This is a genomic window from Allobosea sp. (genome assembly GCF_051860145.1).
In the GTDB taxonomy this organism is placed as follows: Bacteria; Pseudomonadota; Alphaproteobacteria; order Rhizobiales; family Beijerinckiaceae; genus Allobosea.
In genome coordinates, this window is record NZ_JBHYEM010000007.1 from 138,841 (window position 1) to 157,727 (window position 18,887).

The window sequence follows — 18,887 nt, forward strand, 5'->3', positions numbered from 1 at the left end:
GCTTTGATGCTGCGCACGCGCGTTCTCGGCCCGTCCGAACGCCAGCCCGCCCGGCCGGTCCTCACGGCCTCGCTCGATCTCGCCGCGCGCCTGCCCCGCCTGATCCTCGAGGCCCGGCGGGTTTCGGCCAGCGTGCACGGCATCCACGGCCGCAGGCGCGCCGGGCCGGGCGAGACCTTCTGGCAGTACCGGCCGCTGGTGATGGGCGAGGCCGCCTCGCGCATCGACTGGCGCCGCTCGGCGCGCGACGGTCACCTGTTCGTCCGCGAGCGCGAATGGGAGGCCTCGCACGCGATCTGGCTCTGGATCGACCGCTCGGCCTCGATGGGCTTCGCCTCGTCCCTCGCCATGGCCTCCAAGATCGACCGCGCGCTCGTCGCCGGCTTCGCTCTGGCCGAAACCCTCGTCGGAGGCGGCGAGCGCGTCGGCCATCTCGGCCTGACCCGGGCGATCGCCTCGCGCCGCATCGTCGAATTGCTGGCGCAGGCCATCCTGGTCGACCACAAGGGCGAGACCGCCGACCTGCCCCCCGAGGTGCCCCTGCCGCGGCTCGCCGACGCCATCATCGTCACCGACGGGCTCACCCCGGCGCAGTCGCTCGCCAAACGCATCTCGACCATGGCGAGCAGCGGCGCGCGCGGCCATGTCCTGCTGATCGCCGACCCGATCGAGGAGACCTTTCCGTTCAGCGGGCAGGCCGAGCTCTTCGACCTCGAGGACGGGCTCGCGCTCCGCGTCGGCGATGCCGGCGCCTGGGGCGAGGAATACCGCCAGCGCCTCGCGGCGCATCGCGACGCCATCAGGGAAGCCTGCCGCAAGGTCGGCTGGACCCTGACCCTGCACCGGACCGACCGACCCGCCAGCGAAGGCGTGCTGCGGGTCGCGAGCCTGATCGCCGCCTCGCGCGGTTCCGGGCGCTAGGAGGCGACGATGCTGGCCCAGCTGCCCTTCGCCTTCTCCGCCCCGCTCGCGCTGACGGCGCTCGCCCTGCTGCCGGCGCTCTGGCTGATCCTGCGGGTGACGCCGCCGCGCCCGCGCCGCATCGATTTTCCGCCGCTCAAGATCATGGCCGACCTCGTCGCCAAGCGCGAGATGCCGGCCCATACGCCGTGGTGGCTGCTGGCCCTGCGCATGGCAGTGGCGGCGCTCGCGATCCTCGCCGTCGCCGGCCCGGTCTGGAATCCGCCGACCGAGACAGCCGCCGCACGCGGGCCGGTCCTGCTCCTGATCGATAACGGCTTCGGCGCCGCGACCGACTGGCCCGAGCGCATGGCGCTGGCGGAATCGCGCGTCGCGGCCGCGGCCCGCGAGGGCCGCCCGGTCGCGATCGTCGGCCTCGCCGAGCTCCCGGGCGAGATCGCCCTGTCCGAGCCGCGCGCCGCGCTCGACAAGTTGCGGGCGGTCGCGCTGCAGCCGCATGCGCCGGACCGCGTCGCCCATCTGCCCCGCATCGAGGCTTTCCTGCGCGCGACGCCCGATACCGAGACCGTCTGGGTCTCGGACGGGCTGGGCATCGCCGATGAGGCCGCCTTCCTCAACCGGCTGAAGCAGGAGGCCGACGCGTCGAGGCTCTCGATCCATGCCGCGCCGGCCGGCCAGCGGGCCCTGACGGCCGCGGAGAACCTCGCCGGCGCCCTGACCGTCAAGGTCCTGCGCCCGACGACCAGCGCCGCCGCGAGCGGCCAGGTTCGCGCGCTCGACCTCAAGGGCCTGCCGCTCGGCGACGCGCCCTTCGTCTTTGGCGGCACCGACCTGCAGACCACGGCGCGGCTGACATTGCCGATCGAGGTCCGCAACGCCGTCTCGCGGCTCGAGATCGTCGGTGAGCCGAGCGCCGGCGCCGTCGCCCTGCTCGACGACCGCGCCAAGCGCCGCCGCGTCGGCATCGTCTCGGGCGCGACGAGCGACACCGCCCAGCCACTGCTCTCGCCGACCTATTACGTCTCGCGCGCGCTCTCGCCCTTCGCCGAGATTCGCGAGCCGCGCCCGGGCTCGACCGACCCGGTCGGCGAATTGCTGGCGCAGAACCTCTCGGTCCTCGTGCTCGCCGATATCGGCGCGCTCGATCGCGACACCTCGGCCAAGATCGCGACCTTCATCGAGCGCGGCGGCGTGCTGCTGCGCTTCGCCGGCGCGCGGCTCGCCACCGCCTCGGACGACCTGACGCCGGTCCGCTTGCGTCGCGGCGGACGCACGCTCGGCGGCGGCCTGTCCTGGGAAACGCCACGCAAGCTCGCGCCGTTCGGCCGGGAGAGCCCCTTCTTCGGCACGCAGATCAGCGACGACATTCGTGTCAGCCGCCAAATCCTGGCGGAACCCGAGGCCGATCTCGCGCGTAAGACCTGGGCGGCGCTCGAGGACGGCACCCCTGTCGTCACCGGCGAGCGCCGCGGCGACGGCGTGATCGCGATGGTGCATGTGACGGCCGACACGACCTGGTCGAACCTGCCGCTCTCCGGGCTCTTCGTCGAGATGCTGCGCAAGGTCGTGGCGCTCGCCGGCACCGGGCCGGCGGAGGCGCAGGCCGAGGATGCGCGCGTCGAAACCCTGTCGCCCACCCGCGTGCTCGACGGCAAGGGCATGTTCCGTGCCCCGCCGGCGACCGCCCAGCCCGTCGCCAGGAATTTCGTCGGCCGCGCCACCCTCGCCCATCCGCCGGGCATCTACGGCCCGACCGACGGCTCGCTCGCGGTCAACGCCCTGGCGCCGGCCGACAGCTTGCGCGCGCTCGATCTCGCCGCGCTCGGCGCGCCACTCCTGGCGATCGACAAGCCCGTGGCGCAGGACATCCGGCCCCAGCTTCTGGTGCTCGCTTTGCTGCTGCTGGTGGCCGACACCCTCGCCACGCTCTGGCTCGGCGGGCGGCTGCGCGTCGCCCGTCTCGGCCGGGCGACCCCGGCGGCATTCCTGCTCGGTCTTGTCTTCGCGATCGCCTTGTCGGCCGCCCCGGCGCTGGCACAGCCTGTACCCGCCGCGCCGCCCGATACCCGCCCGCCGATCCCGCGCGAGCTCTTCGCCGCCGGCGCCGTGACGCGCCTCGCCTATGTCGTCACCGGCGACAAGGCGGTCGACGACATGTCGAAGGCGGGTCTCGCCGGCCTGAACATCGTGCTCGGCGCCCGCACTGCGCTCGAACCGGGCGAGGCCGTCGGCGTCGATGCGGCCCGCGACGAGCTCGCCTTCTTCCCGATCCTGTACTGGCCCGTGGTTGCCGGCCGGCCGATCCCCGCGCCCGAGACCCTGCGCAAGCTCGAGGCCTATATGAAGGGCGGCGGCCTCGTGATCTTCGACACCCGCGACGCGATGAGCGCGCGGCCCGGCGGCGGCACCACGCCCGAGGGCGACCAGCTGCGCCGGATGCTGCAGACGCTCGACATCCCGGAGCTGGAGCCGATCCCGCGCGACCACGTCCTGACCAAGACCTTCTACATCCTCGACGGTTTCGTCGGCCGCTACGACACCGGCACGACCTGGGTCGAGATCCTGCCTCCGGCCGGCGAGGACGGAAACCGGCCGGCGCGCGCCGGCGACAGCGTCTCGCCGATCGTTATCACCTCGAATGACCTCGCCTCGGCCTGGGCCGTCAATCGCCGCGGCGAGGGCCTCGTGCCGATTTCCGGCTCCGACCCGCGCCAGCGCGAGATGGCGCTGCGCGCCGGCGTCAACCTCGTGATGTATGCGCTGACCGGCAACTACAAGGCCGATCAGGTCCATGTGCCGGCGCTGCTCGAGCGTCTGGGACAATAGCCGATGTGGAGCCTTTCCTTCGCCCCTCTGGTGCCGCTGCCGCTGCTGATCGGGCTCGCGTTGCTCGCGGCCGCCGCCGCCGGCTTTGCGCTCGTGCTGGCCGGGCGCAGCGCCATCCTGCGCGCGCTCGCCCTCGTCGTGCTGACGGTGGCCCTCGCCGACCCCTCCCTGGTCTTCGAGGACCGTGAGCCGGTCAAGGATGTCGTCTCCGTCGTCATCGACCGCTCCGGCTCGAACCGCCTCAGTGACCGCGCCGCGCAGACCGAGGCCGCCCAGGCCGAGATCGAGCGCCAGCTGCGCGGCTTCGCCGGCGTCGAGCCGCGCATCGTCGACGTCACCGACGCCCAGGGCTCCGGCGACGGCACGCGCCTGTTCGAGGCCCTGGCCGCCAGCATCGCCGACGTGCCGTCCGAGCGCGTCGCCGGCGCCATCGTCGTCACCGACGGCCTCGCCCATGACGCGCCGCCCAATGCCGAGGCGCTCGGCCTGCGCGCCCCGCTGCATGTGCTGACCACCGGGCGCAATGCCGAGATCGACCGGCGCATCGTGCTGGTCGATTCGCCGCGCTTCGGCATTGTCGGCAAGGACCAGGTCATTCGCCTGCGCGTGCTCGAGAAGGGCGGCCCCGGCCGGGCGGGGCTGACGATCAGGCGCGACGGCGAGATCATCGCGCGCCGCGAGGTCACCACCGGCCAGATCGTACAGGTGCCGGTCCGGATCGACCGCGGCGGCCCCAATGTCGTCGAGATCGAGGCCGCCCCGATCGACAACGAGCTGACGCTCGCCAATAACCGCGCCGTCATCACCATCGACGGCGTGCGCGACAAGCTGCGCGTGCTGCTGGTCTCGGGCGAGCCGCATCCGGGCGAGCGCACCTGGCGCAACCTGCTCAAGGCCGACGCCAATGTCGACCTCGTGCATTTCACCATCCTGCGCCCGCCGGAGAAGCAGGACGGCACGCCGATCAACGAGCTCTCGCTGATCGCCTTCCCGACGCGCGAGCTGTTCCAGGTCAAGATCAAGGAATTCGACCTGATCATCTTCGACCGCTACGCCAACCAGTCGATCCTGCCGCTGCTCTATTTCGAGAACATCGTCCGCTATGTGCGCGAGGGCGGCGCACTGCTCGTCGCCGCCGGGCCCGAATATTCCGGCTCGCAATCGCTGGCGCGCACGCCGCTCGGCCAGATCCTGCCGGCCCAGCCGGATGGCAGCGTCATCGACGAGGCCTATCGCGCCCGCGTCAGCGATCCCGGCCGCCGCCACCCGGTCACGCGCGACCTGCCGGGCTCCGAGGTCGAGCCGCCGCGCTGGGGCGAATGGCTGCGCATGGTCGGCGCCCGCGCCCGCTCCGGCGCGACCGTGATGACCGGCCCCGGCGACCGCCCCCTGCTGATGCTCGGCCGAGAGCAGAAGGGCCGCGTCGCGCTCTTCCTCTCCGACCATGCCTGGCTCTGGGCCCGGGGCTTCCGCGACGGCGGCCCGCATCTCGACCTGCTGCGCCGCCTCGGCCACTGGCTGATGAAGGAGCCGGACCTCGAGGAGGAGGCGCTGCGCGCCAGCGCCCGGGGCCGCACCATCGAGATCGAGCGCCAGACGCTCGGCGACAATCCCGGGCCCATCACCATCACCGACCCGAACGGCGCCTCGCGCACGGTGCCGCTCGAGCCCGGACGGCCGGGCCTGTTCAGCGCCCGCGTCCCGGCGAGCGAGTTCGGGTTGCACCGGATCTCGGCCGACAATCTCACCGCCTTCGCCAGCGTCGGCCCCGAGAACCCGCGCGAGCTGATGGAAGTGGTCAGCGACCCCGCACAGCTCCAGCCGCTGGCCGAGGCGACCGGCGGCTCCTCGCGCCGGATCGGCCAGGAGAGCGGCTCAGGCGTCACCGTGCCGCGCATCGTGCCGGTCCGCTCCGGCAGCCAGTTCGCCGGCGCCGACTGGATCGGCCTGCGCATCAGCGATTCCGGCATCGTCCGCGGCGTCTCGATCTCGCCGCTCTTCATCGGGCTGGTCGGCCTTGCGCTGCTGTTCGGCGCCCTGGTCGCAGGTTGGCTCGGCGAGACCGGGCGCCGCTTCAGGCGGGACCCGGACGCAAAGGCATGACCGCGCCGCTGCGCGCGGCCAGCACACCTTCGACGAGTTCGAGCGCCAGGAAGCGCCTGGGATCGGCCGGACCAGGCAGGATGAGCTGTTCCGGCGGAATCGGCGTGAAGCCGAAGCGTGCATAATAGGGCGCATCGCCGATCAGCATGATCAGGTCGTGGCCGGCGGCGCGCGAGGCCTCGATCGCGCTCGTCATCAGCGCCGCCCCGATGCCGCGCCCCTCGAAGGCCGGGTCGACGGTGAGCGGGCCGAGCATCAACGCCGGCTCGCCGCCGGCCGAGACCTGGGTGACCCGCACCGAGCCGACCAGGAACGTCCCGACATGGGCGGCATAGGACAGGGCCGGATCCTGCGGCACGCCCTCGCGCAGGCGGAAGGCCGTGCGTGCGAAGCGGCCGGGGCCGAAGGCGCGCTCATGCAGGCGCTCGATCGCGGCGGCATCGGCGGGGAGCTCATGGCGAATGGTCAGCGGAAGGGACGTCATGACGGCGGCAAACCTGCGAAGGACAACGAGGCAAGAAGCTCGGGCCGCCTCTTCGGGCAGCCGAGGGGACAGCGCGTTCAGCGCGTCGGTCGTCGCAGGATGGAAACGTGCCGGTCGGTCATGATGCGCCTGTAGCAGAGCCGTTCGCGGGCGTCCACACGGCATCGGCCCGAGGGCGGCCGTTGCGAAGCCGGCTGTGCCGACGCAGACTGCGCTGGCTTTACGCGGCATCCAGGGGGACGTCTTGATCAGGGCCTTGATGGTCGATGTCGATGGCGTGCTGGTTCGTGGCCGCCCCTCTGACGGCAGCATCTGGTCCTCACGGCTGGAGAGCGATCTCGGTCTCAGCGTCTCAGACCTGAACCGGGCCTTTTTCGCTCCGCACTGGCACGATGTCATCATCGGCCGCATCGGGCTGTCGGAGGCGCTGGCGCCGGCCCTGAAGACGATCGCGCCGCATCTGCGCTGCGACGAGCTGATCGCCTACTGGTTCGAGAATGATTCGCGGCTCGACCTCGCGCTGCTGGACGCCCTCGCCGATTGCCGTGCCGCCGGCTTGCGCGTCTGCCTGGCGACCAATCAGGAGCATTTGCGAGCCGGATATCTCATGGATGAGATCGGCCTCGCCACCCATGTCGACGGCATGTTCTATTCGGCCGCGATGGGCTGCAAAAAGCCCGACCTCGCCTTCTTCACGAGCATCGTCTCGCAAACCGGCCTTGCGCCCGGCGAAATTCTCCTGATCGACGACATGCAGGGCAATGTCGATGCCGCCAGGACGGCGGGCTGGCACGCGCTTCACTGGGACGGCCGGCGCGCCCTGCAGGACGCGCTCGCCCCGTTCGGCCTGAGCCCCCGCTTTACCAATCCGTCGGCGGCGCCCGCCCGCTGGTGATCTCCTCGAGCCGCCGGCGCGTGCCGGCGGTGATCGTCTCCGGCAGCGCGTCGAGCGCAAAGAAGCGTGCCTCGGCGATCTCGCGATCGGGCTGCTTGGCGCCGTCCAGCACGAAGTCGCGCACGACGAAGACCGCGACATGGTCGCGCCGCGACACCGCGCGGTTGAAGAAGACGCCATGCAGAAGCGGCACCGCGGTCGGCCTGACCAGCGCCTCCTCGCGCAGCTCCTTGGCCAGAGCCTCGAGCAGGGTCTCTCCGGTCTCGACCCCGCCGCCGGGCAGGTGCCAGCCCGGCGTATAGGTGTGGCGGACGAGCAAAACCTCGCGCTCGTCCCTGAGCACGGCGCCGCGCACGCCGAGCGTCATGCCGCGCTTCAGCCAGAAATACCAATGCAGCAGCCGGCGCAGCGGCTTGGGCATCGCGGCAGCCTCGCGAACGGACGGCGCTTCTCCACCGTCTTTGGGGTCAAGGCCATGCGCCACGCCGCGTGCTCCTTTCCGGGGCAGCCGATTTGTCTATGCAAATAACGCATATCAGACCGCTATTTGCGCTGCCGTTACGTCACAAACGCGCCGCAAAGTAAGACGAGATAAGCACCATCACTGCTGGGGTTACCACAATGCTTCTCGCTTTCATCACTGCTCGCCTCCGGGCCAAGCGCGCTTTCGTCTGGAAGCCCGCCCTGACCCTGACCGACCCGCGCATCGTTTCGGAACTCACCGACTCGTTCAACTGAGTCCTTCCCGACCTGGGAGAGGATTGAGACGACACGCCGCGTGCCTCCGCGCTTGACGGCTACCATGCTCTGAGGGCAAGCGCTGGGTTGTGTTCAAGCTCGCGCATCTGTCCGACCCGCATCTCGGCCTGCTCGCCGGGTTCCCGTTGCATCAGCTGCTCGGCAAACGCGCGACAGGCTATGTGAACTGGCGCCGCAAGCGCCGCCATGCCCATGACATGGAGGTCCTGGCGCAGATCGTCGCGGATATCCGCGCGCAGGCGCCGGACCACATCGCCTGCACCGGAGATGTCGCCCATATCGGGCTGCCGAACGAGTTCAAGACGGCCGTCACCTTCCTCGACGCGCTCGGGCCGCGCGAAGCGGTCAGCTTCGTGCCGGGCAATCACGATGCCTATGCGCCCTCCTCGCTGAAGCCGCTTGCGAGCTTGCTCGGGCCGTGGTGCGCCAGCGACGACGGCTCGGTCGGCTATCCCTGGTATCGCAAGCGCGGCCCGGTCGCGCTGATCGGGCTCAATACCGGCATCCCGACCCTGCCGCTGATGGCGACCGGACGCGTCGGCCGCGAGCAGATCGCCAGGACCGAAGCTCTGCTCAAACGCGCAAAGGCCGAAGGCCTGATCCGCGTCGTGCTGATCCACCATCCGCCCTATCTCGGCGGCGCAAGGCGCACCCGCGAGCTGGTCGACGCTGAGGCCTTCGAGGCCATGCTGAAGCGCGCCGGCGCCGATCTCGTGCTGCACGGCCACAACCACAAATTCTCGCTCGCCTGGCGTCCGGGCCCGGAGCGGGACATCCCGATCGTCGGAGTGCCCTCCGCCTCGATCGGCCCGCTCGGCCATGGCGAGATGGCGACCTGGCACCTGTTCAAGATCGCGGGCGACGCGGCCGCGCCGACGATCAGCGTCGAGCAGCGCGGCTTCGAGCCGGACGGCACCGTGAGGCTGCGTCAGGAGATCACGCTGCACGCCAAACCGGTGTAGCCCTCCTCGCCGTCATTGCGAGAAGCGAAGCGACGAAGCAATCCAGGGCCTCACGCACTCCTACTGGATTGCTTCGCTCCGCTCGCAATGACGGAAATGTCAGATGCAGCGGCCACCGTCGACGGCGAGCACGCTGCCCGTCACCATCTCGGACTCATCCGAGCACAGGAACAGCGCCGCATTGGCGATGTCCTGCGGCGTCGAGAACCGGCCCCAGGGAATCGTGCTCGTGAAGGCCTTGCGCTTCTCCGGCGTATCCTCGCCCATGAAGGTGGCGAGCAGCGGCGTCTCGCCGGCGACGGGCGCGATCGCGTTGACGCGGATGCGGTCCGGCGCCAATTCGACCGCCATCGATTTCGAGAGCAGGTTCGCCGCGCCCTTCGAGCCGTTGTACCAGGTCAGGCCGGGGCGCGGGCGTAAGCCCGCCGTCGAGCCGATATTCAGGATGACACCACCGCCATGCTCGCGAAAATGCGGCACCACCGCCTTGGCCATCAGGTAGATCGACTTCACGTTGACGTCGAAGACGCGGTCGAACTCGGCTTCCGAAACCTCCAGCATCGGCTGGTTGCGGTGGCTGATGCCGGCATTGTTGACGACGATGTCGAGCCGGCCGAGGCGCGCGATCACCCGCGCCACTGCGGCATCGACGCTTTTCGCCTTGCCGACGTCGCAGGCGACGGCGAAGGCCTTGCGGCCGATCGCCTTGGCCGCTTCCTGGGCCTTCTCGCGGTTGATGTCGAGAACCGCCACCCGCGCACCCTCGCGCACGAAGGTCTCGGCGATGCCGAGGCCGAAGCCCTGCGCCGCGCCGGTGACCAGCGCCGTCTTGCCCTTCAATCTCATGATGTTTCCTCGTGGTCTTCTCTGAGGCGGTGACATTGGGCCGATTTGGCGGGCGGGATAAATACGCTTTCGCGATTGGCCGGATAGCGGAATTGTATGAGCGAAGCGTCATTCCCGGGCGGAGCCCTCGGGTCCGGCCTTTGGCCGGCCCAAGGATAAACTCCGCGAAGACCCGGGAATCTCAGGACGAGAAGACGCCGACTGAGCCTCTTCCGGCCTGAGATGCTCGGGTCGAGCCCGAGCATGACGGCTGGTTCAGGCCTCGATCTCCTCGCGCAGCATCTCGAGCGCGAGCCAGCGCTCTTCGGCCTCATGGATCTCGCGCGTCACCTCCTCGAGCCGTGCTGTCGCTCTCGCAAAGAGCTTCGGATCGCGGGTGTAGAGATCGCCGGCGACGGCGGCATTGAGCTTGTCCGCTTCGCCCTGCAGGGTCTCGATGCGCTTCGGCAGCGTCTCCAGCGCATGCTTCTCGTTGAAGGAAAGCTTGCGCCTGGCCGCCGGAGCAGCCGCGCTCGTCGCCGGCCTGAGCGCTGGCGCGGCAGGTTTCTCGACTGCCGCCCGCGCCTTGGCGCCGACGCCGCGGCCACGCTGCGCCAGCATGTCGGAATAGCCTCCCGCGAACTCGGTCCAGACCCCGTCGCCATCCGAGATCAGCGTCGCCGAGACGACGCGGTCGAGGAAATCGCGATCATGGCTGACCAGCAGGACCGTGCCCTGGTAATCGGCCAGCAGCTCCTGCAGCAGGTCGAGCGTCTCGAGGTCGAGATCGTTGGTCGGCTCGTCCAGCACCAGCAGGTTCGACGGCTTCGCCAGCGCCCGCGCCAGCATCAGCCGGCCGCGCTCGCCGCCCGAGAGCGCACCGACCGGCGTGCCGCGCTGGATCGGCTGGAACAGGAAGTCCTTCATGTAGCTGACGACATGGCGCGGCTGGCCGCCGACCATGACCTGATCCGAGCCGCCGCCGGTCAGCGCATCGCCGAGCGGCGTCGCCGGGTCGAGGCTCTCGCGGCGCTGGTCGAGCGTCACCATCTCGAGCGCGACGCCGAGCTTCACCTTGCCGGAATCGGGCTTCAGCGCACCGGTCAGCAGGTTGATCAGGGTCGTCTTGCCGGCGCCATTGGGGCCGACGATGCCGATCCGGTCGCCGCGCGCCACGCGCAGCGAGAGGTTCCTGACCACGGTGGTGTCGCCATAGGCCTTGGCGATATCGACCGCCTCGATCACCAGCTTGCCGGAGGTCTGGGCCTCGCTCGCCTCAAGCCGGACCGAGCCCACGGCCTGCTTGGCGGTGCGGCGCTGGTCGCGCAGGGCATGGAGCTCGCCGAGCCGGCGCTGGTTGCGGGTGCGCCGGGCGCTGACGCCGTAGCGCAGCCAGTCCTCCTCGCGCGCGATCTTGCGGTCGAGCTTGTGGCGGTCGAGCTCCTCCTGCGCCAGCACCTCGTCACGCCAGGCCTCGAACTCGCCGAAGCCGCGATCCATGCGCCGCGTCTGGCCGCGATCGAGCCAGATCGTCGCGCGCGACAGCGAGGTCAGGAAGCGCCGGTCATGGCTGATCAGCACCATGGCGGAGCGCAGCGATTTCAGCTCGCCCTCGAGCCATTCGATCACCGGCAGGTCGAGATGGTTGGTCGGCTCGTCGAGCAGCAGGATGTCCGGCTCGGGCGCGAGCACGCGCGCCAGCGCCGCCCGGCGCGATTCCCCGCCCGACATGGTCGCCGGGTCCTCCTCGCCGGTCAGGCCCAGCTCCTCGACGAGATAACGCGCGCGATAGGCGTCGTCCCCCGGCCCGAGGCCCGCCTCGACATAGGCCAGCGACGTCCTGAAGCCGGTGAAGTCCGGCTCCTGCGGCAAATAGCGCACGGTCACGCCCGGCTGCAGGAAGCGCTCGGCGCTGTCGGGCTCGACCAGCCCGGCCGCGATCTTGAGCAGCGTCGACTTGCCCGAGCCGTTGCGCCCGACCAGGCAGACCCGCTCGCCCGGCGAAACCGCGATCTCCGCGCTTTCGAGCAAGGGCTGGCCGCCAAAGGTCAGGGCGACGTCGCGCAGGTGGAGCAAGGGGGCCATGAAACATCCGTTGATTATCGAGGGGCCGGGATAGACCGGCGGCGACGGCCTGTCACGCCGCCCTTGCCTCAAAGCCTCTTGCATAGGCCATCGTCCACTATAGGATACGAATTGTATCGCTTAATGGATTATCCGATGAGCCGCCCTACCCCTCGCAAAGCCCGCATCGGTGACAATGGCGGTCCGCCGCTGAAAGAGCCACGGCGCGAGCCGGAATGGGGCAAGGGCCGGATCGACCGCTATTTCGATTGGCGCACCGCCTCGCGAAAGGCCTGGAAGAAGCCGGCCCCGATTGCGCTCCGCCGGCAGGAGCGCGCCGAGGAGCTCGGCCTGACCTATGAGGAATACTCGCTCGAAGTGCTGGAGCGCGGCTATTTTCCGCAAGCGGAGCATGTCGAGGCGATCGTCGCGAAGCGCGGGGAGCGGCGGAAAGCCGGCGGCATTGTCGGCCAGTCGCTGAAGGGCAAGCGGCTGAAGCGCTGACGAGGTCGGCTTGCCGGCTCAAGCCCCCAGCCGGCGCCTGAGCCAGCGCGTCGTCGGGCGCTCGAACCAGCGATAGACCAGGATCGCGGCCAGGACCGCTGCCGCCAGCGCCGCCAGCACGAACAGTCCCGGCCAGCCCGGCGCAAGGCGCGCGAAAACCTCGCGCAGGCCCCTGATCGCGAAGGGATGGACGAGGTAGAGCGCGTAGGAGGCATCGCCGACATGTGCGAGCCCGCGCACCAGCGCCGAGGGCGCCGAGCGCCCGCTGCCAGAGGCGGCCGCCATGACCAGGAGCGCGGCAGCCGAGCCGCGCAGCGCGAAGGACGTCCACGGCGTCTCAGTGCCGGGCAGATGCGCGGCCAGCACCAGGATCACGACGCCGACCCCGGCGACCAGCCAGCGCGCACCGCCATCGAGGCGGAAGCCGCGCCGCCTGAGCAGGGCGATCGCCATGCCCGCGGCAAATTCGAGCACGATCGGCTGCCCCCAGAAGCCGAAGGGCAGCGGCAGCGGCCCGGCCAGGAGTTCCGCGGCGACAAGCGCGGCAAGCGCCAGCGTGACCGCCGGAACGACGGCAGGCCGCGGCAGGAACAAAGCTGCGCCGAACAGGGCGTAGAACAGGATCTCGTAATTGAGCGTCCAGCCGAGCGAATAGATCGGCTGGACCAGCCCGGAGGTCGAGAGCACCGGCCAGAACAGATAGGAGCCGAGCACCTGCCCGGCATCGGGCGGGCCGGAATTGAGCGCGCCCGGAAGCACCAGCGCGGCCAGCAGGAACAGCGTCGTCGCGGCCCAGTAGAGCGGCACGATGCGCGCCAGCCGGCGCAGCAGGAACAGCCGTGGCCCGTCCTTGCTGTCGAAGAGCGCTTCCGACGAGTGCACCATGATGAAGCCGGAGACGACGAAGAAGATGTCGACGCCGGCCATCCAGGGCAGGAGGTTGGAGGGCGCGAAGCTCGCGCCGGAGCGCTGCGCCAGCACGACGGCATCCGGCTGGACATGATGCACCGCGACCATGAAAGCCGCGAAGGCGCGCAGGACCTGGATGCCGTAGAGTTGGGACAAGCGGGCGACGCCTCGAGGTCAGATCAAAGAAAACCCAGCCCTCATCCTGAGGAGCCGGTCCGACAGGAACGGCGTCTCGAAGGATGCTCCAGCGCGTACGGGAGCATCCTAAGAGACGCCGCTGCGCGGCTCCTCAGGATGAGGGCTCGCAGTGTCGGCAGGCGCTCAGGCGAGCAGGGTCGGTTCCGTCACGCAAACCACAACCGGGACCGATCGTCGAGGCCGAAACGCGCCGGCGCGGCCGCGATCGCGGCCAGTCCCTGCTCGGCGGCATCCTTCGTCGTGATGACGTGGAGGGCGAAGCGCGCGGCGAGCTCCTCCATTGGCGGCTTGCCGGCGAAAACCACCTTGAGCCGCGCCCTATCCGCCAGCGGCAGCAGGCGCGGCACGATGCCGCCGGCGATATAGACCCCGCCCGTCGCCTTGAAGGCCAGCGCGAGATCGCCTGCGACGCGCGCCAGCAGGCGCCAGAAGCAGACCACCGCCATCAGCGCTCCCGGATTGCCGTCGAGCGCGAGCGTCGTCACGTCGGCGGCGCTGACCCTAGCCTCGAGCATGCCGGATTCGTTGGCGACGGCGCGATGCAGCCGCACCAGCCCGTCGCCGCTGAGCAGCGCCTCGACGGTGACGCGCGGCAGGCCGGAGGCCAGCGCCGGCCAGATCTTCTCCTCCGCGGCATCCTCGGGCCCGATGCCGATATGCCCGGCCTCGGTCGGCACCAGCACGCCCCTGCCCTCACGCCTGACCAGCGCCGCCGCGCCAAAGCCGGTGCCCGGCCCGAGCACCAGGCGCAAGCCATCCGGCTCCGGCTTCCCGGCGACGAGCGTGACCACGTCCTTCTCGCCCAGCACGGCGAGCGAGGCGGCGAGCGCCTCGTAGTCATTGACCAGCAGCCCCTGCTCGAAGCCGAGCGCCCTGGCGATCCGCCCCCCCTCGAACTGCCAGTTGGCATTGGTCAGTTGCGCCTTGCGGCCGTCCAGCGGCCCGGCGACCGCGAGGACCGCCGAGCGGGGCTTCGTGGCGAGCGTCGCCAGGACCGAGCCGAGCGCCTCCTCCGGCGAGGGATGGCTGCCGGTATGGATCCGCGCCAGCGGCTCGGGCGGCGCGCCCGGATTGGGCACCAGCGACAGGCGCGAATTCGTCCCGCCGATATCGGCGACGAGGACCGGGTGGGGAAATGCCCCGGCGGGCATGGCGCTAGTCATGCTTCTTCCACTCGGAGAACCAGCCGAGCCCTTCGAGCGTGCCGGCCTTGGGCCGGTATTCGCAGCCGACGAAGCCGTCATAGCCGAGCGCGTCGAGCTCGGCGAAGAGGCGCGGATAGTCCGGGCCCAAGGCGTCCGGCTCGTGCCGGCCATTGGCGCTGGCGATCTGGACATGGCCGACCAGCGGATAGAGCGCCTTCAGCTTCCCGGACACATCGCCATGGATCAGCTCGCAATGATACATGTCGAACTGGAGCTTGACGTTGGGCCGGTTCGCCTCGCGGACATAGGCGGCAGCCGCGTCGAAATCATTGAGGAAATAGCCCGGCATGTCCTTGCCGTTGATCGGCTCGAGCAGGAGGTCGATCTCGTGCTCGGCGAGCTTGTCGGCGGCATAGGCGATCGAGGCGCGATAAGCCTTCTGCGCGGCCGGGTCCTGCGGATCGGCATGGCCCGCCATCATGTGCAGGCGCTTGACGCCCGTCGCGTGCGCATAGGCCAGCGCGGTCTCGACCGAGGCGCGGAACTCCTCCTCGCGGCCCAGCAGGGAGGCCATGCCGCGCTCGCCCTTCGCCCAGTCGCCGGGCGGCAGGTTGAACAGTGCCTGTTCCAGCTCCGCGCCGGCCAGAGCCAGGCTGATCTTCTCGGAGTTGTGCTCATAGGGGAACAGGAACTCCACCGCCTCGAATCCCGCCTCCGCCGCCGCCTTGAAGCGGTCGAGGAAGTCCCATTCGGTGAACATCATGGAGAGATTGGCGGCAAAACGCGGCATGTCGTCCTCAAGGCTGGTCCGGAGCGCGGCAGGCTAGCGCGAAGAGGCGGCCGCGTCATGGCCCAACGTGGCAGGGGGACGATGCGTTCCCGCCGTGGCCCGCCATCACGCGCGCCGGGCTGAGATCCCCCGGGGGCAGATGCGGAGCCTTAGAGGCGGCCGTCTTGTCCGTTGTCGCTTTGCAGGGGAAACTGGATGGCCGGCGACGACACGCGCCAGAGCCTGGGCGCGCCGGTTCAGGCTACTCTCGCAATACTGTGGACATGCGATCCCCCGGCCTTGCACCGAACGCGACGTAGCGTCAGCCTCGAGTGATGCAGGGGACTTTGAAGCGAAGACTGCTCCGATACACAGGCGCCGTGATGTTGTTGCTGGCGATCGTGGGGGGCGTGGCCTGGTATTTCGGCGACGCGGCATGCCATATCCCGCGCCACCGCGAGGCGCTGAGGATTAGAGAAGCCGCGGGCTGCGTCGAATTCTGGACCAATCGATATCAATCCGGAATTGGCGGCCTGCTTGCTCTCCTGGGCGGCGTCATCGCAGGGGGGATGGCCCTCGCGGCCGCCATGATTGCCGCCGCCCCTGTCGTTCAACAATTGCGCGTAAGCGAGCGTCAAACCGCATTGCTCGCCCTGCCGCTGTTGCGAGAAATGATCACCGCCGAAGAAACTGAGGAAGAAAAAAGAAAACTCATAGAAAGAAATCTAGAAACTATTAAAGATTTCTTCGCCTTGAACGATCAGGGCGCCCTACAGTATTTTAATATGGCCATGTCAATCTCCAGTATCACACTTAATTTTGTAGGTAATATCGATCATTACTCGAAACACATCACGGCCAACCCACGCGGACTGATTGCTGACGAGCAACGGAAGCAGGTCGTTACCCTCTCCAGACTTATCATCACTACCGTCAACGACCTTCGAACTATCGGGGATGCGCGCAGGGTTGAAGCCATCTCCGAGGCACAATTCGATCGAGACATCTCCGAAGTTTCTGGTCGCTTTGCTGCTCAACACCAAGCTCTGATCGCGGCGCTTCGCGAAGCCTGCCAGGCCGGCGAAGACCGGAGGAGCAAACTCTCTGCGCAAATCGGCCTCGCGACCGAGCTTGCCCTGTCTTGAATGCACAAGCATTCCCTCATTCCGCCGCCTGAAGCGCCGTCTCGCTGGCCGCGTCGAGCAGATCGAACAGGCTCGGCAGCGATCTTCTCTTCCGCGGCGGCGCAGTGCAGCGCGCCGTCCATGAAATAGCCGGGGTTGAGCTCAATCCCGACGTTGCGGCCGAACCGGATCGCCCGATAGGGCACGGTCATCAGCCCGCCAATCGGCGGGCTCAGCGCCTGGTCGCCGGACGAGCACAGATAGCGGTGCTCACTTCTTCTCCGGCTTCGGCGGCGGGTTCGGGTCCTTCGAGAAATTCCGGAAGACCATGTCGGGCGAGGAGGTGTTGTGGCGCGAATGGGTGGTGCGGCCCATCCAGACGTCGGTCGCCTTGCCGCCGTCGAACGGCATCAGCGGCTCCTCGCGCCAGCCCTTCGCGCCCGGCTCGCGTATCGCGATGCGGGCGACGTCGTTGTTGAACTCGGTGACATACATCGAGCGCAGGGCGAGGAAGCCCTTGCCGCCGGTCACCGGCCTGTCGAGCACGGCGTCGAGCACCATGTGGTTCTCGTCGACGCTGTCGAGCTTGAGCGTTCCGGCCGAGCCGTCCTTGAAGTTCATCTTGAACGACAGCGTCTTCGGATCGAACTCGATCTCCTTGATGTTGACCACCGGGCGAGCCCCGTCCTGCTCGATCGGCCCGAACAGGAAGGACGAGCCATAGGAGGAGAAGCCGAGATGCTGGGGCGGCATCGGCCGCGCGCGCCAGTAGCCATCCTGCGGATAGACCACCAGCACCTCGTAGGACTTGTCCCTGCCGAGCTTCCAGAGCTGGACGAGGTGGAGGCCCTTCTCGACCCGGTCGCCGACCTTGAAGGTGGTCTCAGTCGGGCGCCAGAAGCTCTCGAAGGTGTAGCCGACCAGCCAGTATTCGATGCTCTCGTAGAAGGTCACGCGCCGCGGCGGCACCGGCGCCTTGAAGACGGGATCGCCCGTCATGTCGCAGGCGGTCCAGTCCGCCTCCCAATTGTCCTTCACCAGCCCGGAGATATAGGCCGGATGGGCCGCCTCGATCTGGAAGCGGCGCACCTCGGGCGAGATCGCCTTGATGGTGACGTTGTCCTTTTCGGCGCAGAGCACGGGTTCGGATTCGTTCTTGATCTCGACCGCGACGTCGCTGGCGGCGTGGCCGGTAGCAGCGGAGATGAGCAAGGCGAACCAAACGGCGAACGGGCGGGCGAGGCTGAGCATGTCCATCCTTCGAGAAGCGGTTGTCCTGGCCATGGTGGCGAAGGCCAGATGAACGCAAGCTGGCCACCTCAATAGAACGGGCCACGCGCCGATGAAAGCGCGTGGCAAGCGTGGCGCAGCACACATGATCGGGTACTGCGGCAACGGAGGAGCTTGCTAAAGGTGGGTCGCCGCAGTGCTTCAGCCCTGCAGCGCGGCACAGGCATCGCGGGAGTGCCGCCAGTCGCGCACTTTGCCGGACCGGTAGGCGTGGTCAATGCAATCGCCGGCCCGGATCATGCGACTTCGCGCGCCTGCTCGCAGAGCCATGTACAGAAATGCCGCGGGGCCGGGCGGGAGTCGTTCGCGCGCATCAGCGCAAAATGCCAAGCCGGCCCGCTTAGCACACAGCCGAACGGCGCGATCAACAGGCCCGCGCGCAAAAGCGGCTGAAACAACGTGGGCGACAGCAGCGCCACGCCCGCGCCGGTCAGCGCAGCGTTGGCGTTCAGCTCGTGCGTCGGATAATCGATCGCGGCAAAACGCAGGCCGCTCGGCACGTCGCCCTGGGCCGCCGCAAACCATCGCTCCCAGTCGCGGTGCGGCAAGAGCTCGAAGTCGGCCAGCGCCCCGGGCGCGGAAAGGGCCCGCGTCCCGAGCAGGGAAGGTGCCAGCATCGGCGTCACTTCCACGGGAGAGAGCGGATACTCTTCATGCCCGGCCCATCCGCCGCGGCCCGTTCTTATGGCGACATCGAATGCATTCGGGTCACGTATATCCGTCGAGACGTCGAGCTCGATGCCGAGAACTCCCGGCGCAGGGTAGCGCGCCAGCCGCTGTGCAAGCCAGCGTGAGGCGAATGTCGGCGGCGCCGTGACCCTGAGTGGCGGCAGAGCAGCCCGAAAGTCGTCGAGCGCCGCGCTGATACTGGCCAACGCCTCTCGAACCCGGTCTGCCAGCTCGGAAGCAGCTTCTGTCGGGACGACCCGCCGGCCGACGCGCACGAAGAGTGGCTGAGCGAGTTCGAGCTCCAGCGTGCGGATGCGCAGGCTGACCGCTGCCGGCGTCAGAAAGAGGCGTTCGGCCGCGCGCGCGAAGCTGCCAGCCGAGACGCACGTTTCCAGGACCCGCAGAGACTCCAGGGAGGGCCGCATGATCAGTTTCTCTTG

16 protein-coding genes are annotated in these 18,887 nt (G+C 69.0%); 7 read left to right on the plus strand and 9 right to left on the minus strand.

What is annotated here, in order from left to right:
- Window positions 1–6: 6 nt before the first annotated feature.
- The 3 genes from ACTIF2_RS14315 to ACTIF2_RS14325 are packed head-to-tail and all read left to right on the plus strand — an operon-like array spanning window position 7 to window position 5,850.
- Window positions 7–921, plus strand: a complete 915-nt coding sequence (locus tag ACTIF2_RS14315; protein ID WP_439497758.1) for a DUF58 domain-containing protein — start codon at window positions 7–9, stop codon at window positions 919–921.
- A 9-nt stretch (window positions 922–930) separates the two neighbouring features.
- The gene (locus tag ACTIF2_RS14320; protein ID WP_439497759.1) at window positions 931–3,747 is read left to right on the plus strand and encodes a DUF4159 domain-containing protein; all 2,817 of its coding nucleotides are present in this window, start codon (window positions 931–933) and stop codon (window positions 3,745–3,747) included.
- A gap of 3 nt (window positions 3,748–3,750) precedes the next feature.
- A complete protein-coding gene (locus tag ACTIF2_RS14325) occupies window positions 3,751–5,850 on the plus strand; it encodes a hypothetical protein (protein ID WP_439497760.1) in 2,100 nt (699 codons plus the stop codon).
- Here ACTIF2_RS14325 and ACTIF2_RS14330 read toward each other — a convergent pair.
- Window positions 5,822–6,334: a GNAT family N-acetyltransferase gene (locus tag ACTIF2_RS14330; protein WP_439497761.1), complete on the minus strand. Its 513-nt coding sequence runs from the start codon at window positions 6,332–6,334 to the stop codon at window positions 5,822–5,824. The genes ACTIF2_RS14325 and ACTIF2_RS14330 overlap by 29 nt on opposite strands.
- Before the next feature lie 247 nt (window positions 6,335–6,581).
- On the opposite strand from ACTIF2_RS14330, the gene ACTIF2_RS14335 reads away from it, so the two are divergent.
- Complete coding sequence (locus ACTIF2_RS14335) at window positions 6,582–7,229, plus strand: HAD-IA family hydrolase (protein ID WP_439497860.1); 648 nt, start codon at window positions 6,582–6,584, stop codon at window positions 7,227–7,229.
- Here the strand turns inward: ACTIF2_RS14335 and ACTIF2_RS14340 are convergent.
- Window positions 7,195–7,650: an NUDIX domain-containing protein gene (locus tag ACTIF2_RS14340; RefSeq protein ID WP_439497762.1), complete on the minus strand. Its 456-nt coding sequence runs from the start codon at window positions 7,648–7,650 to the stop codon at window positions 7,195–7,197. The genes ACTIF2_RS14335 and ACTIF2_RS14340 overlap by 35 nt on opposite strands.
- 406 nt (window positions 7,651–8,056) lie before the next feature.
- On the opposite strand from ACTIF2_RS14340, the gene ACTIF2_RS14345 reads away from it, so the two are divergent.
- A complete protein-coding gene (locus ACTIF2_RS14345; protein WP_439497763.1) occupies window positions 8,057–8,950 on the plus strand; it encodes a metallophosphoesterase family protein in 894 nt (297 codons plus the stop codon).
- Between the two features lie 99 nt (window positions 8,951–9,049).
- Here the strand turns inward: ACTIF2_RS14345 and ACTIF2_RS14350 are convergent, their stop codons facing one another.
- A complete protein-coding gene (locus ACTIF2_RS14350) occupies window positions 9,050–9,796 on the minus strand; it encodes a glucose 1-dehydrogenase (protein ID WP_439497764.1) in 747 nt (248 codons plus the stop codon).
- A gap of 255 nt (window positions 9,797–10,051) precedes the next feature.
- Entirely contained in the window at window positions 10,052–11,860 is a 1,809-nt protein-coding gene (locus ACTIF2_RS14355; protein ID WP_439497765.1) for an ABC-F family ATP-binding cassette domain-containing protein, read from the minus strand.
- Between the two features lie 135 nt (window positions 11,861–11,995).
- Here ACTIF2_RS14355 and ACTIF2_RS14360 point away from each other — a divergent pair, with 135 nt between their 5' ends.
- Window positions 11,996–12,343 (plus strand): hypothetical protein, encoded by a 348-nt coding sequence (locus tag ACTIF2_RS14360; RefSeq protein ID WP_439497766.1) that lies wholly within the window; start codon window positions 11,996–11,998, stop codon window positions 12,341–12,343.
- Window positions 12,344–12,361: 18 nt separating this feature from the next.
- Here ACTIF2_RS14360 and ACTIF2_RS14365 read toward each other — a convergent pair whose 3' ends face one another.
- From ACTIF2_RS14365 to otnI, 3 genes are all read right to left on the minus strand, one after another.
- A complete protein-coding gene (locus tag ACTIF2_RS14365) occupies window positions 12,362–13,408 on the minus strand; it encodes an acyltransferase family protein (RefSeq protein WP_439497767.1) in 1,047 nt (348 codons plus the stop codon).
- A 188-nt stretch (window positions 13,409–13,596) separates the two neighbouring features.
- Complete coding sequence (locus tag ACTIF2_RS14370; protein WP_439497768.1) at window positions 13,597–14,601, minus strand: glucokinase; 1,005 nt, start codon at window positions 14,599–14,601, stop codon at window positions 13,597–13,599.
- 4 nt (window positions 14,602–14,605) lie between these two features.
- Window positions 14,606–15,385 carry a 2-oxo-tetronate isomerase gene (gene otnI / locus ACTIF2_RS14375; protein WP_439497769.1) on the minus strand — a complete coding sequence of 260 codons (780 nt, stop codon included), beginning with the start codon at window positions 15,383–15,385 and terminating at the stop codon, window positions 14,606–14,608.
- Between the two features lie 362 nt (window positions 15,386–15,747).
- Here otnI and ACTIF2_RS14380 point away from each other — a divergent pair, with 362 nt between their 5' ends.
- A complete protein-coding gene (locus ACTIF2_RS14380) occupies window positions 15,748–16,509 on the plus strand; it encodes a hypothetical protein (protein ID WP_439497770.1) in 762 nt (253 codons plus the stop codon).
- Between the two features lie 249 nt (window positions 16,510–16,758).
- Here the strand turns inward: ACTIF2_RS14380 and ACTIF2_RS14385 are convergent, their stop codons facing one another.
- Complete coding sequence (locus tag ACTIF2_RS14385; RefSeq protein WP_439497771.1) at window positions 16,759–17,739, minus strand: hypothetical protein; 981 nt, start codon at window positions 17,737–17,739, stop codon at window positions 16,759–16,761.
- Between the two features lie 275 nt (window positions 17,740–18,014).
- A complete protein-coding gene (locus tag ACTIF2_RS14390) occupies window positions 18,015–18,872 on the minus strand; it encodes a LysR family transcriptional regulator (protein ID WP_439497772.1) in 858 nt (285 codons plus the stop codon).
- Window positions 18,873–18,887: the final 15 nt, after the last annotated feature.